This window comes from Pseudomonas sp. BIOMIG1BAC (genome assembly GCF_001705995.2).
Lineage (GTDB): Bacteria > Pseudomonadota > Gammaproteobacteria > Pseudomonadales > Pseudomonadaceae > Aquipseudomonas > Aquipseudomonas sessilinigenes.
The window spans coordinates 565288-579293 of record NZ_CP049045.1 but is presented as its reverse complement, the minus strand read 5'-3'; the positions used below and the strand labels follow the sequence as shown (position 1 = coordinate 579293).

13 protein-coding genes are annotated in these 14006 nt (G+C 63.3%); 10 read left to right on the top strand and 3 right to left on the bottom strand.

The window, feature by feature from the left end:
• Positions 1-169 precede the first annotated feature (169 nt).
• The 7 genes from rfbB (at position 170) to ATY02_RS02580 (ending at position 7427) form a co-directional block, all read left to right on the top strand.
• Positions 170-1252: a dTDP-glucose 4,6-dehydratase gene (gene rfbB, locus ATY02_RS02610; RefSeq protein ID WP_068580226.1), complete on the top strand. Its 1083-nt coding sequence runs from the start codon at positions 170-172 to the stop codon at positions 1250-1252.
• Positions 1249-2124, top strand: coding sequence for a glucose-1-phosphate thymidylyltransferase RfbA (gene rfbA / locus ATY02_RS02605; RefSeq protein WP_068580223.1), 876 nt, complete (start codon positions 1249-1251; stop codon positions 2122-2124). Before rfbB ends, rfbA begins: the two co-directional genes overlap by 4 nt.
• Positions 2121-2666: a dTDP-4-dehydrorhamnose 3,5-epimerase gene (gene rfbC / locus ATY02_RS02600; RefSeq protein ID WP_068580221.1), complete on the top strand. Its 546-nt coding sequence runs from the start codon at positions 2121-2123 to the stop codon at positions 2664-2666. Before rfbA ends, rfbC begins: the two co-directional genes overlap by 4 nt.
• Positions 2663-3544, top strand: coding sequence for a dTDP-4-dehydrorhamnose reductase (gene rfbD / locus ATY02_RS02595; RefSeq protein WP_068580215.1), 882 nt, complete (start codon positions 2663-2665; stop codon positions 3542-3544). Before rfbC ends, rfbD begins: the two co-directional genes overlap by 4 nt.
• Positions 3545-3636: 92 nt before the next feature.
• Positions 3637-5445 (top strand): sensor histidine kinase, encoded by a 1809-nt coding sequence (locus tag ATY02_RS02590; RefSeq protein ID WP_068580213.1) that lies wholly within the window; start codon positions 3637-3639, stop codon positions 5443-5445.
• A 79-nt stretch (positions 5446-5524) separates the two neighbouring features.
• Complete coding sequence (locus ATY02_RS02585; RefSeq protein ID WP_068580211.1) at positions 5525-6931, top strand: sigma-54-dependent transcriptional regulator; 1407 nt, start codon at positions 5525-5527, stop codon at positions 6929-6931.
• Positions 6932-6971: 40 nt separating this feature from the next.
• Positions 6972-7427, top strand: coding sequence for a YiiD C-terminal domain-containing protein (locus ATY02_RS02580; RefSeq protein WP_068580209.1), 456 nt, complete (start codon positions 6972-6974; stop codon positions 7425-7427).
• 36 nt (positions 7428-7463) lie between these two features.
• Here the strand turns inward: ATY02_RS02580 and cysQ are convergent, their stop codons facing one another.
• Together cysQ and nudE are read right to left on the bottom strand one after the other, a co-directional pair.
• Positions 7464-8291: a 3'(2'),5'-bisphosphate nucleotidase CysQ gene (gene cysQ / locus ATY02_RS02575; RefSeq protein ID WP_068580273.1), complete on the bottom strand. Its 828-nt coding sequence runs from the start codon at positions 8289-8291 to the stop codon at positions 7464-7466.
• Positions 8292-8299: 8 nt separating this feature from the next.
• Positions 8300-8866 carry an ADP compounds hydrolase NudE gene (gene nudE, locus ATY02_RS02570; RefSeq protein ID WP_068580207.1) on the bottom strand — a complete coding sequence of 189 codons (567 nt, stop codon included), beginning with the start codon at positions 8864-8866 and terminating at the stop codon, positions 8300-8302.
• A gap of 152 nt (positions 8867-9018) precedes the next feature.
• Here nudE and yrfG point away from each other — a divergent pair, with 152 nt between their 5' ends.
• Positions 9019-9687 (top strand): GMP/IMP nucleotidase, encoded by a 669-nt coding sequence (gene yrfG, locus ATY02_RS02565; RefSeq protein ID WP_068580205.1) that lies wholly within the window; start codon positions 9019-9021, stop codon positions 9685-9687.
• A 52-nt stretch (positions 9688-9739) separates the two neighbouring features.
• Here the strand turns inward: yrfG and lysM are convergent, their stop codons facing one another.
• Positions 9740-10180, bottom strand: coding sequence for a peptidoglycan-binding protein LysM (gene lysM / locus ATY02_RS02560; protein WP_068580204.1), 441 nt, complete (start codon positions 10178-10180; stop codon positions 9740-9742).
• Positions 10181-10315: 135 nt separating this feature from the next.
• Here lysM and ATY02_RS02555 point away from each other — a divergent pair, with 135 nt between their 5' ends.
• Both ATY02_RS02555 and ATY02_RS02550 read left to right on the top strand, forming a co-directional pair.
• Complete coding sequence (locus tag ATY02_RS02555; protein ID WP_068580202.1) at positions 10316-11203, top strand: LysR family transcriptional regulator; 888 nt, start codon at positions 10316-10318, stop codon at positions 11201-11203.
• Positions 11204-11470: 267 nt separating this feature from the next.
• Complete coding sequence (locus tag ATY02_RS02550; RefSeq protein ID WP_068580200.1) at positions 11471-13819, top strand: FdhF/YdeP family oxidoreductase; 2349 nt, start codon at positions 11471-11473, stop codon at positions 13817-13819.
• The last annotated feature ends 187 nt before the right edge of the window (positions 13820-14006 follow it).

Genomic DNA, 14006 nt, shown 5'->3' with positions numbered 1-14006 from the left:
CGCTCCTGAACAGCCTCCACCCAGGCTGCCACACGGCCTTACCAGACGGTATTCGATCCCTCATGGCACAAACGATGAGCAGTGCCTATTGCACCGCGAGCTTCGTGCCGACAAGCTATGCTGCATTTTTGCAGTAAATGATCTCTTTAAAGGACACAGGCCACCTCACATGCGCATTCTCGTCACCGGCGGAGCCGGTTTTATCGGCTCGGCTTTGGTCCGTCACCTGATTCAGCACACGGAACACGAGGTGTTGAACCTGGACAAACTGACCTACGCAGGCAACCTGGAGTCGCTGCATAGCATCGCCAGCAACAGCCGCTACGAATTCGTCAAGGCCGATATCATCGACCAGGCCACCGTCAGCGCAGTCCTGGCACGCTTCCAGCCCCATGCGATCATGCACCTGGCGGCCGAATCCCATGTAGATCGCTCCATCGATGGGCCATCGGACTTCATCCAGACCAATATCGTTGGCACCTACAGCCTGCTGGAAGCGACGCGCGCTTACTGGCAGCAGCTGCCCGAGGCGGAAAAAGCCGCCTTCCGCTTCCACCATATCTCCACTGACGAGGTCTATGGCGACCTGCATGGCGTCGACGACCTGTTCACCGAGACCACGCCCTACGCTCCCAGCTCGCCTTACTCCGCGAGCAAGGCTGCATCCGACCACCTGGTCCGCGCCTGGCAGCGTACCTATGGCCTGCCGGTGCTGATCACCAACTGCTCCAATAACTACGGTCCATTCCACTTCCCCGAGAAACTGATCCCATTGGTGATCCTCAATGCCCTCGCGGGCAAGCCTCTGCCGGTCTACGGCAACGGCCTGCAAGTACGTGACTGGCTGTATGTGGAGGACCACGCACGAGCCCTGTTCAAGGTCGTGACCGAAGGCGTGGTAGGCGAGACCTACAACATCGGCGGCCATAACGAACAAAAGAACATCGATGTGGTGCGCGGTATCTGCGGCCTGCTGGAAGAGCTGGCCCCGGAAAAACCAGCAGGCGTGGCCCATTACACCGACCTGATCACCTTCGTCCAGGACCGTCCTGGCCACGACCAGCGCTATGCCATCGATGCCAGCAAGATCGAGCACGAACTGGGCTGGGTGCCAGAAGAAACCTTTGCCAGCGGGCTGCGCAAGACCGTGCAGTGGTACCTGGACAATCTCGAATGGTGTCGTCGGGTACAGGACGGCAGCTACCAGGGCGAACGCCTGGGTTCCACCAACATCAAGGATCTGATTGCATGATCAAGGGCATTGTTCTGGCGGGCGGTTCCGGTACCCGTCTGCACCCCATCACTCTCGGCGTTTCCAAGCAGCTGTTGCCGATCTATGACAAACCGATGATCTATTACCCGATATCGGTTCTGATGCTGGCCGGTATCCAGGACATCCTGATCATCTCCACTCCCCAGGACTTGCCGCAGTACCGCAATCTGCTGGGTGATGGAAGCCAGTTCGGGGTGCGTTTCAGCTACGCCGAACAACCTTCGCCGGATGGCCTGGCCCAGGCATTCCTGATCGGTGAGGAATTCATCGGCAACGATCCAGTCTGCCTGATCCTGGGCGACAACATCTTTCACGGCCAATACTTTGGCGAGCAGTTGCGCGATGCTGCCAAACGTACTAGCGGCGCCACGGTATTTGGCTACTGGGTCAAGGATCCAGAGCGCTTTGGCGTCATCGACTTCGACAATGAAGGCCGCGCACTGTCCATCGAAGAAAAACCCAAGCAACCCAAATCCAGCTATGCCGTCACCGGCCTGTACTTCTACGACAATGACGTGGTGCAGATCGCCAAGGCAGTCAAACCTTCGCCCCGTGGCGAGCTGGAAATTACTGACGTCAACAATGCCTACCTCAAGCGTGGCGATCTACATGTGGAGCGCTTTGGCCGGGGCTTTGCCTGGCTCGACACTGGCACCCACGATAGCCTGCTGGAAGCCTCGCAGTACGTGCAGACCATCGAACACCGCCAGGGCCTGAAAGTCGCTTGCCTGGAAGAGATCGCCTACGAGAATCACTGGATCAGCCGTGAACACCTGCTGGAACGCGCCGCGTATTTCGGCAAGACCGGCTATGGCCAGTACTTGTTCACTCTCGCGGGAGAAACACAATGAAGGTCACTTCGACCGACCTCTCCGACGTACTAATCATCGAACCCAAGATGTTTGGCGACGATCGTGGCTTTTTCTACGAAAGCTTCAATGCCAAAGCATTCAAGGAAGCCACAGGACTAAACAAAGAATTCGTTCAGGACAATCATTCGCGCTCGGCGAAGAATGTCTTGCGTGGCCTGCACTATCAGATCGAGCACTCCCAGGGAAAGCTCGTCCGGGTGATTGCAGGAAAGGTACTGGACGTGGCCGTCGACCTTCGACGCCACTCACCCAGCTTTGGACGCTGGACCAGCATTCTCCTGTCCGCAGAAAACAATCGGCAGTTATGGATTCCAGAAGGCTTCGCTCACGGTTTTGTAGTCCTGAGCGACTTTGCCGAATTTCTCTATAAGACGACCGATTACTACACACCGTCCGCCGAACGCTGCATTCGCTGGGATGATCCGACCTTAGCGATCGACTGGCAGTTGCAAGGAGCTCCCATACTCTCGGCCAAGGACCAGAATGGCAAAAGCCTGAACGAAGCCGAGCTGTTCCAATGAACACGCCCTTGAAGATCCTTATCAGCGGCCAGCACGGCCAGGTCTCCCGCGAGCTGCAACAGCGGCTCGGGGACCTGGGCGAGCTGCTGGTCCTGGGGCGCGACCGGCTGGACCTGAGCCATCCGGATCAGATCCGCCAGCAGGTCCGGACACTGCGCCCGGACCTGATCATCAATGCCGCGGCCCACACCGCGGTGGACCAGGCTGAAAGCGAGCCGGACCTGGCCTTCGCCATCAATGCCACGGCCCCGGGGGTCTTCGCCCAGGAAGCCTTCGACTTGGGCATTCCGCTGATCCACTACTCCACCGATTACGTGTTCGACGGCAGCAAGGACACGCCCTACGTGGAAGAGGACGAGCCCAATCCGCTGAGCGTCTACGGCCAGAGCAAGCTGGCAGGCGAACGGGCGATCAACCTGGTCGAGGGCCAGCACCTGATCCTGCGTACCAGCTGGGTCTATTCCAGCCACGGCAAGAACTTCTTGCTGACCATGCAACGCCTGTTGCAGGAGCGGCCGGAACTGCGGGTGGTGGCCGATCAGATCGGGGCCCCGACCTGGGCCGGCACCATCGCCAACAGCACCCGGGCCCTCATCGAGCGCTGGCGGGCAGGTACTCCGGGGGCCTGGGGCACTTACCATCTCACCGCCCATGGTGAAACCTCCTGGTTCGGCTTCGCCCAGGCTATCGGCGAGCAATTGCTGGCCATGAACAAGCCTTGCGCGATACTGGAGGCCATTGCGTCCAGCGCCTATCCGACCCCGGCACCACGGCCGCTGAACTCGCGCCTGGACTGCACCCGCCTGGCTCGGGAATGGGGCGTGATCCAGCCGGACTGGCACACCGCTTTGCGCGAGTGCCTTGCCGAACAGGGCTAAAGCCTGTCGACGTTTGGCCGGGCACCGCGACCCGTTACCAAACGTCGGCCGACCCTGGGCATAATGCGCCTCTGTCCACAGGCGCCATTTCCATGACCACAGCCCTCCCCCGTCGTCCCCGCTGGCGCAGCCTGGCCTTGCTGGCCCTGTGCCTGGCACCGCTGCTGTGGCCACTGGAGCACCTGGCGGAACGTTACTACCGCAATGAGCTGACCAGCCAGAACAGCCAGACCCTGGACCTCTACGTAGCCAACCTGCTGGGCACCCTGCATCGCTACGAAGTACTGCCGCAGATCCTTGGCGACTTGCCAGCACTGCGGGCGCTGCTAGGGGCCCCGGACGATGGCGTCACCCAGGGCAACGCCAACCGCCTGCTCAAGAACATCAGCGCCCAGACCGGCGCCGAAGTCATGTACCTGATGGACACCAGCGGCAAGACCCTGGCGGCCTCCAACTGGGACAAGCACGACAGCTTCGTGGGCCGTAACTTCGCCTTCCGCCCATACTTCAGCGAGGCCATGGCCGGCCGCCTCGGGCGCTTCTTCGGCCTGGGGACCACCTCGGCCAAGCGCGGCTATTTCTTCGCCGCTGCGGTACGCGAAGGCGAGCGGATACTCGGGGTCCTCGTGGTCAAGGTCGACCTGGACCACACCGAACGCCTGTGGGGCAAGACACCGGAGCAGCTTCTGGTGACCGATCACAACGGTGTGGTGATTCTCACCTCGCGCCCGGAATGGCGCTTTCGCGCGACTCGCCCGCTAAACGAGGAAGAACGCCAGGCGATCGTCGCCATCCAACCCTATCCAACCCGCACTCCACGTCCTCTGGATCTCAACTCCAAGGCCTGGCTGGTGCAGACCCAGCAGATCGAGGAAACCGGCTGGAGCGTCAGCATCCTCGCCCCTCGCACCCTGATCGACCGCCCAGTACGCACCGTCCTGGCGATTGGCGCCGCAGCTCTATTGGTGCTGATGCTGCTGCTCGGACTGATGATGCAACGCCGCCAGCACTACATGGAGCGGATCGCTTTCGAAGGCAAGGCACGGCGGGAACTGGAGATGCGCGTGGCCGAACGCACCAGCGACCTGGAGAACCTCAACCGACGCCTGAAGCAGGAAGTGCTGGAACGCGAGACCGCCCAGCAGGAACTGGTACGTGCCCAGGACGACCTGGTCCAGGCTGGCAAGCTTTCGGCATTGGGCACCATGTCCGCCAGTATCAGCCACGAGCTCAACCAGCCACTGGCGGCGATCCGCAGCTACGCTGAAAACGCTGAGGTGCTGCTGGACCATCAACGCACCGACGACGCCCGGGGCAACCTCAAGCTGATCAGCGAATTGACCGGGCGCATGGCCTCGATCATCACCCACTTGCGGGCGTTTGCCCGGCGCGATCACCACGCACCGGAGAGCGTCGCCCTGCAGCCGGCCCTGGACGATGCCCTGGCCCTGTTGGCCAAGCGCCGTCGAGCCATGGACGTGGAGCTGATCCGCGACCTGCCGGCCGCTACCCTGTGGGTCGAGGCCGGGGAAACCCGCTTGCGCCAAGTCCTGGGCAACTTGCTGGCCAACGCCCTGGATGCCCTCACCGAAAAAGGCCCGCCACGCAAGCTGTGGCTGAGTGCCGAATCCACCGCCACGGGCGTCAACCTGTACATCCGCGACAATGGCCCGGGTTTCTGCATGGAAGCCCTGGGACGCGCCGGAGAGCCGTTCTACACCACCAAGACGCGAACCCAGGGCCTGGGCCTGGGGCTGGCGATCTGCGACACCCTGATGCGAGCCTTCGGCGGTGAGCTGGCGTTCGCCAACCATCGCGAAGGCGGTGCCCTGATCACCCTGCGTTTGCGGGCCGGGGCTCCGGGAGTCAGCCCACAGCCATCCGAGGACCGCGGGGTATGAAACGCGACGCGCGCCACACGCGAACAAGCCATGGGCCGACCTTGCAGGGGCGGCCACGACACGACCTGGAAAGTGACCAATGACCCGTCCCGACAGCCTCGACCCCCAGTTGCAAGTGGTGTTGATCGATGACGACCCACACTTGCGCCAGGCCCTGAGCCAGACCCTGGACCTGGCCGGGCTCAAGGTCCTGTCCCTGGGAGAAGCCCAGGGCCTGGCCGAACGCCTGGAACGGGATTGGCCGGGGGTGGTGGTCAGTGACATCCGCATGCCGGGCATCGACGGCATGGAACTGCTCAGCCAATTGCATGCCCAGGACCCGGAGCTGCCGGTGCTGCTGATCACCGGCCATGGCGACGTGCCGCTGGCCGTACAGGCGATGCGCGCCGGGGCCTACGACTTCCTGGAGAAACCCTTTGCCAGCGATGCCCTGCTGGACAGCGTGCGTCGCGCCCTGGCTTGGCGCCGGCTGGTCCTGGACAACCGCAGCCTGCGCCTGGCCCTGAGCGACCGCCAGGAACTGAGCGCACGACTGGTGGGCCAATCGGCGTCCATGCTGCGCCTGCGCCAACAGATCGGCGCCCTCGCTGCGACTCGCGCCGACGTGCTGATCCTCGGCGAGACCGGGGCCGGCAAGGAGGTGGTGGCGCGGGCCCTGCACGACCTGTCGGGCCGCCGCAACGGGCCGTTCGTGGCGATCAACGCCGGGGCGCTGGCGGAATCGGTAGTGGAGAGCGAACTGTTCGGCCACGAACCAGGGGCGTTCACCGGGGCGCAGAAACGTCGCATCGGCAAGTTCGAGTTCGCCAATGGCGGCACCCTGTTCCTCGATGAAATCGAAAGCATGAGCCTGGATGTCCAGGTCAAGCTGCTGCGCCTGCTCCAGGAGCGTGTTGTGGAGCGCCTGGGGGGCAACCAGCTGATCCCGCTGGATATCCGCATCATTGCCGCCACCAAGGAAGACTTGCGCCAAGCGGCCGACCAGGGGCGCTTTCGCGCCGACCTCTATTACCGCCTGAACGTGGCTCCGCTGCGAATTCCACCGTTGCGCGAACGCGGCGAGGACGTGCTGATGCTGTTCCAGCATTTTGCCGATGAAGCCAGCACCCGCCACGGCCTTCCCGCCCAGGAGCTGCAACCCGGGCATCGAGCCCTGTTGCTGCGCCACGACTGGCCGGGCAACGTACGGGAACTGCAGAACGTTGCCGAACGCTTCGCCCTGGGCCTGGAGCTGGCCCTGGACAATGGCGACCCGGGCCATGCCCCGACTGCTACGCCGCCCCTGATCAGTGGCGGCTTGAGCGAACAGGTGGAGCATTTCGAGAAATCCCTGATCGCCGCGGAGATGGCCCAACCTCATGGCTCGATGCGTAGCCTCGCCGAGGCCCTGGGCATTCCCCGCAAGACCCTGCATGACAAGTTGCGCAAGCATGGCCTGAACTTCGCCGACAGCGGTGCCAGCCATTCCAGCGACGAATCCGAATAAGCCATCGCTCCCACTCCCCAATGACCCTTGAGGCCCGTGCATGAACCGCGACAGTCGCTACCTGGAATCCATCCTCCACCACGACATTCCCCTGACCCGGGACATGGGCCTGAAGGTACTCGACTGGCAAGCGCAGCAACTGCGCCTGCAACTCCCCCTGGATGCCAACGTGAACCACAAGAGCACCATGTTCGGCGGCAGTCTCTATTGCGGTGCCGTACTGGCCGGCTGGGGATGGTTGCACTTGCGGCTTCGGGAGGAAGGAATCGAGGATGGGCACATCGTCATCCAGGAGGGGCAGATCAGCTACCCGTTGCCGGTCACCGGGGATGCCCAGGCGATCTGCGCAGCCCCCGAGGACAAGGTCTGGAAGAAATTCCTCACGATGTACCAGCGCTATGGACGGGCCCGCCTGACCCTGCACACCCGAGTAGTGAATGCCGGCAGCAGCGACGATGCCGTGCTCTTCGCCGGACAGTACGTGCTGCACCGCTGAATCGTGCTCACCGAGGGCAGGACCTGCGGCTATCGGCTATTTACCGCACAGTTCCAGTAGCTTGGCGCGCCAGGGCGCCTTGGCCGGCAGCGCCAGGAAGAAGCCATTGAGCAACGACTCCCGGGGCGGATAGCAAAACGGTGCACCGGCCAGATCCAGCACCTCGCCACCGGCACCTTCGAGCACGCCCTGGGCGGCAGCGGTATCCCACTGCGAAGTGGGCGCCAGGCGCGGATAGCAATCCGCCGTCCCTTCGGCCAGCAGGCAGAACTTCAGCGAACTGCCGATATTGGCCAGTTGCAACTCGCCCAGGGCCGCACCCAAGCCAGCCAGCAGGCGCTCTTGATCGGGGCTGGAATGACGCCGGCTGGCCACCACGGTAAAGGCTTCGCCCGCTCCCGGCTGCTCACGTACCGCGATCGCCTGAGGCGCCTGGTCCCGATCGAGGCGCCAGGCACCAAGCCCCGCGCCGCCAAGGTAGCAGCGCCCGCTGGTGGGCATCGCCACCACGCCAAAGACCACCCGTCCCTGTTCGATGAGAGCGATATTGACGGTGAACTCCTCGCTCCCGGCGATGAACTCCTTGGTGCCATCCAGCGGGTCCACCAACCACCAACGTTGCCAACCGGCACGGGTGGCCTGGGGAATGTCGGCATCTTCTTCGGAAAGTACCGGGATCTCCGGGGCCAGGGCTTGCAGGCCCGCCACGATCAAGTGATGGGCGGCCAGGTCGGCGGCCGTCACCGGCGACTCATCGGCCTTGCGCTCGACCGCTACATCGGCGCGCCAGAACGGCAGGATCGCTTCACCGGCACGCAGTGCCAGGTCGACCACGGGCGCCAGCAGGGGATGGGGAAAGTTCATCATCTCGTTCATGCTTGAAAGACTCCACGCTGGCTCAAAAGATCGCGGGCCAGGTACAACGCTGCCAGGGCACGGCCTTCACTGAACTGCGGATTCTGCACCAGCCCGGCCAGCTCCCGCAGGTTGATCTTGTCGACCCGCATCGGCTCGGGCTCATCGCCCTCCAGGCGCTCTTCATACAGATCGGTGGCCAGCACCACCTGGATCTTCTGGCTCATGTAGCCCGGGGACAGCGACAACTCGGTCAGGTGTTCCAGCTGCCGCGCGCCAAACCCGGCCTCCTCCTTGAGCTCGCGCTCGGCCGCCGCCAGCACGTCTTCGCCGGGCTCGATCAGGCCCTTGGGCAGCGACAATTCATAGGCATCGGTACCACCGCAATACTCTTCCACCAGCACGGCATGCTCGCTATCGAGCATGGCCACGACCATCACCGCGCCATAGCCTGCGCCCCGCCCCACCAACCGCTCGTAGGTACGCTCGGCACCATTGGCGAAGCGCAGTTGAACCTGCTCGACACAAAACAGGCGACTGGTAGCGACGATCTCTCGGGCAAGTACGGTGGGTTTCTGACGCATGGCGGGCTCCTTGGCGATAGCGGGTTACTATACAGCCTGTTTGAAAGTGACTGGGTTGCAGATTGCAGCGGCGCGCGGCCGCTGCCAGACCTATTGTTTACTGCATGTGATCGCCCTTGCCGGTCGATTGTTTTCCGTTGGAGAAGTAGTCAATGACCCTGATGCCCTGGCGCGATATCGATACCGTCCTGCTGGACATGGACGGCACCTTGCTGGACCTGCACTACGACAACCATTTCTGGCTGGAGCACCTGCCCCGTCGCTATGCCGAGCTGCATGGGGTCAGCCGGGCCATGGCCGAACTGGAGCTGCAGCCCTTGTTCGAGCGTAACGCCGGACAGTTGCAGTGGTATTGCCTGGACTTCTGGAGCACCGAACTCAGGTTGCCAGTACGTGAACTGAAGCTGGAGACCGCCCACCTGATCGCCCTGCGCCCGGACGCCGATACATTCCTCGCGGCGCTCAAGCAGGCCGGCAAGCGGGTGATCCTGATCACCAACGCACACCGCGATTCGCTTTCGCTGAAACTGGAGCGCATCGAGTTGGCGCCGTACTTCGAGCGCCTGATCAGTTCCCACGACTATGGGTTCCCCAAGGAGAACCTGCAGTTCTGGGACGCCTTGCAGGCCGATATCCACTTCGACCCCAAGCGCAGCCTGTTCATCGACGACACCTTGCCAATTCTGCGTAGCGCACGGGACTTCGGAGTAGGGCAACTGCTTGCGGTGAGCCAGCCGGACAGCCGCAAAGGGCCGAAGGACACCGCGGAGTTCGCGGCAGTGGGGGATTATCGGGAACTGATCAAGGGCCTGCTGGACTAGCCAGGCCTACCCCCCGAAAGGGGCAGGCCTGGCTGAGAAAGCTGCTATCCGATCACTCGGGGATGCGCAGGACCTGCCCCGGATAGATCTTGTCCGGATGGGACAGCAGGGGCTTGTTGGCCTCGAAGATCTTGTTGTACTTGTTGGCGTCGCCGTATTGGACCTTGGCGATGGCGCTCAGGGTATCGCCCTTCTTCACGGTGACGAATACGGCCGACACCACGGTTGGACCAGTGACGGTGACCTGGTCCTCGACACTGCCGACACCGGCGATGTTGCCCAGGGCCAGAAGGATCTTTTCCTTCTCTTCCTGGCTCGCCACTTCACCCTTGACGATGACCTTGTCGCCTTCCACCGTCGCCTGGACGTTGGGGTTGCCCAGGCCGACCTTGGCGATGTGTTCCTTGAGCTGCTCGCTGGCGTTGGCGTTACCCGGGGTCAGCAAGTCGATCAGTTTCTCACCGGCTTCCTTCACAAAGCTGAAAATGCTCATGTCGCACACTCCTTGGTTGATAGATCCAGATGCGAAAGACTAGACCAGCCCGGCCGATCGAGGTTCCCGGCCGACCACTGACCAAGGCCACGCCGGCACGGTAGAATCCCGGCCTTTTGTCGCGCCGGAGCGAAGATGGACATCAAGCAGCTGAAATTCCTCATCGCTCTGGACGAAACCCGCCACTTCGGCCAAGCCGCCGCCCGTTGCCACATCACCCAGCCGACCCTGTCGATGCGCCTGCGCAACCTCGAGGAGGAGCTTGAGCTGCCGCTGGTCAACCGTGGCCAGCGCTTCGAAGGTTTCACCGCGCCCGGCGAGCGGGTCCTGGCCTGGGCCCGTACCGTACTCACCGCCTATGACGGTTTGCTGGCCGAAGCCGCTGCCTGCCGTGGCAACCTGGTGGGCACCCTGCGCCTGGGAGTGGTCCCGCTGTCGAGCTTCGACCCGCAGCCACTGATGCAGCGCCTGCACGCCGAACACCCGCACCTGCGCTTCGAACTCTCGTCCCTGAGTTCGGAACAGATCCTCGAGCAGTTGGCGAGTAATCGCCTGGACCTCGGGGTGTCCTACCTGGAACGCCTGGACGGCGAGCACTTCGACTCCCTGACCCTGGCCCAGACGCATATGGGACTGCTGTACGACCAACGGCACTTCAGCTTCGGCGAGCAACCGCTGAGCTGGGAAGCGCTGACCGAACTGCCCCTGGGCCTGCTGACCAGCGGCATGCATTTTCGCCAGTCCATCGATCACAACTTCCATATCCGCGGACTGCACCCACGCCCCGTCCTGCAGACCGATGCCGTCCATCAGTTGGTGCAGATGGTCCATGGCGGCCTGTGCTGCGCGGTGATGCCCCTGGACAGCGGCCTGGAGGCCATGACCGAGCATCTGCGCCTGCAACCCATAGAAGACGCCCAGACCCTGGCTCGCCTGGGCCTGATCATGCGTCGCAGCGCACCGCGCTCGGCCCTGGCCGAAGCCTGCTTCGCCCTCTACCAGAAACTGCTCGATGGCGCTTGATCGACGCCATCTATCAAAGGATCAGTACTAGCAATTAGACGCGACACAATGCCGCGCTTAGGCTTGCCTCCCAGTACGCCGCTGATCCCCCGATGACCGCCAAACGCCCGCCCTGCGCAGCGCCAGCTCCTGCGAGGCCCGCCCCCGTGCTCGCTTCTCGAGCTTCCGCCAGGCCCGGTGAGGGTCGCGTCATCACAGCCACTACCTTGTCCACCTGCCGCATCGAAGCGCATTGCGGCCCGACAACCCCGCGATGGAGAGTCGCCCGTGAGTACACATAACCAAGCCGACCAGAAACCCGTAGCCCGCTACAAGCCCTACAAGGGGCCGGCCGGTGGTTGGGGTGCCCTGATCAGCGTGGCCCAGGCCTGGCTGACCAGCGACAACGCCCTGAAGAACATCCGCATGATGCTCAAGACCAACCAGAACGGCGGCTTCGACTGCCCGGGCTGCGCCTGGGGCGACTCGCCGGAAAGCGGCATGGTCAAGTTCTGCGAGAACGGCGCCAAGGCGGTGAACTGGGAAGCCACCAAGCGCCGGGTGGACGGCGCCTTCTTCGCCAAGCACAGCGTCAGTGCCCTGCTGGAACAGAGCGACTACTGGCTCGAGTACCAGGGCCGGCTGACCGAGCCGATGAGCTATGACGCCGAGACCGATCGCTACCGCCCCATCAGCTGGGAAGACGCCTTCAGCCTGATCGCCCGCCACCTGCTGAACCTGCCGAGCCCGGACATGGCCGAGTTCTATACCTCGGGCCGGGCCAGTAACGAGGCGGCCTATCTCTACCAGTTGTTCGTGCGGGCCTACGGCACCAACAACTTCCCCGACTGTTCGAACATGTGCCACGAAGCCAGTGGCGTGGCCCTGGCGCAGAGCGTCGGGGTGGGCAAGGGCACGGTAACCTTCGACGATTTCGAACACTCCGACGCGATCTTCGTCTGGGGCCAGAACCCCGGCACCAACCATCCGCGGATGCTCGAACCCCTGCGCGAGGCGGTGAAGCGCGGTGCCCAGGTGGTGTGCGTCAATCCGTTGAAGGAGCGCGGCCTGGAACGCTTCCAGCACCCGCAGAATCCCCTGGAGATGCTCACCAACGGCAACCGCCCGACCAATACCGCGTACTTCCGCCCGGCCCTGGGTGGCGACATGGCGTTGCTGCGCGGCATGGCCAAGTTCCTCCTGCAATGGGAACGCGACGCGCAAAAGGCCGGGACCGCGGCCGTATTCGACCACGACTTCCTCAACACCCACACCGCCCAGGTGCTGGAATACCTGGGCACCATCGACGACACCCCATGGGAGCAGATCGTCGAGCAGTCGGGCCTGACCCTGGTGGAGATCGAGCAGGCGGCGCGCATGTACGCCAAGGGCAAGAACGTCATCATGTGCTGGGCCATGGGCATTACCCAGCATCGCCATTCGGTGGCGACCATCCAGGAAATCGCCAACCTGATGCTGCTGCGCGGCAACGTCGGCAGGCCCGGCGCCGGCCTGTGCCCGGTCCGCGGCCACAGTAACGTCCAGGGTGACCGCACCATGGGCATCAACGAGCGGCCGCCGGTGGCCTTCCTCGACTCCCTGGAGCGGCGCTTCCAGTTCAAGGTGCCCAGGGACAACGGTCATAACGTGGTCGAGGCGATCCACGCCATGCTCGAAGGCCGTTCCAAGGTATTCATCGGCCTTGGGGGCAACTTCGCCCAGGCCACTCCGGACAGCGAGCGGACGTTCCAGGCCCTGCGCAACTGCGACCTCACCGTGCAGATCAGCACCAAGCTCAATCGCAGCCACCTGGCCCACGGCAAGGATGCGCTGATCCTGCCGTGCCTGGGACGCACCGACATCGACCTGCAGGCTGGCGGCCCACAAGCGGTCACCGTGGAAGACTCCTTCAGCATGGTCCACGCCTCCAACGGCCAGTTGCAGCCGCTGTCGGCGCACATGCGCTCCGAGCCCTGGATCCTGGCGGGCATCGCCGCGGCCACCCTGGGCAACCGCCCGGTGGACTGGAACTGGCTGGCCGCCGACTATGGGCGCATCCGCGACCTGATCGCCGACACCATCCCAGGCTTCAAGGAGTTCAACGAGCGCCTCAAGCACCCAGGCGGCTTCTACCTGGGCAACGCCGCCGGTGCTCGCCAGTGGAACACCTCCTCGGGGCGCGCCAACTTCCGCGCCAACCTGCTGCCCAAGGACCTGATCGATGAACGCACCCGGGCCAGCGGCAAGCAGCCGGACCTGATCCTGCAGTCGATGCGCTCCCACGATCAGTACAACACCACCATCTACGGCCTCGATGACCGCTACCGCGGGGTGAAGGGCCAACGTGACGTGCTGTTCGTCAACGAAGCGGACATCATCCGCCTGGGGTTCAAGCCAGGGCAGAAGGCCGATATCGTGTCGCTGTGGAACGATGGCCGCGAACGCCGGGTCAAGGGCTTCACCCTGCTGGCTTTCGACATCCCCGCCGGCCAGGCCGCGGCCTACTACCCTGAGGTCAACCCGTTGGTGCCGCTGGAAAGCACCGGTGACGGCAGCCATACCCCGACCTCCAAGTTCATCGCCATCCGCCTGGAGGCTGCCAGCGACAACGGCCTGATCATGGCACGCTCGGCTTGACGGAATCGCGGGCACAAAAAAGGCCGCTCCTGCATGCAGGGCGGCCGTCTTCAAGTAACCGTAGACCGTTGAAAGTCGCTTAAGTTCCCTATCAAAAACAATAAGTTACGAGATTGTGTACAACTCGTGCTATTCGTCGGATTTCGTTTGTAAGCGCCGTGGTACAGCCTCAGGATCGCGCCGTCAT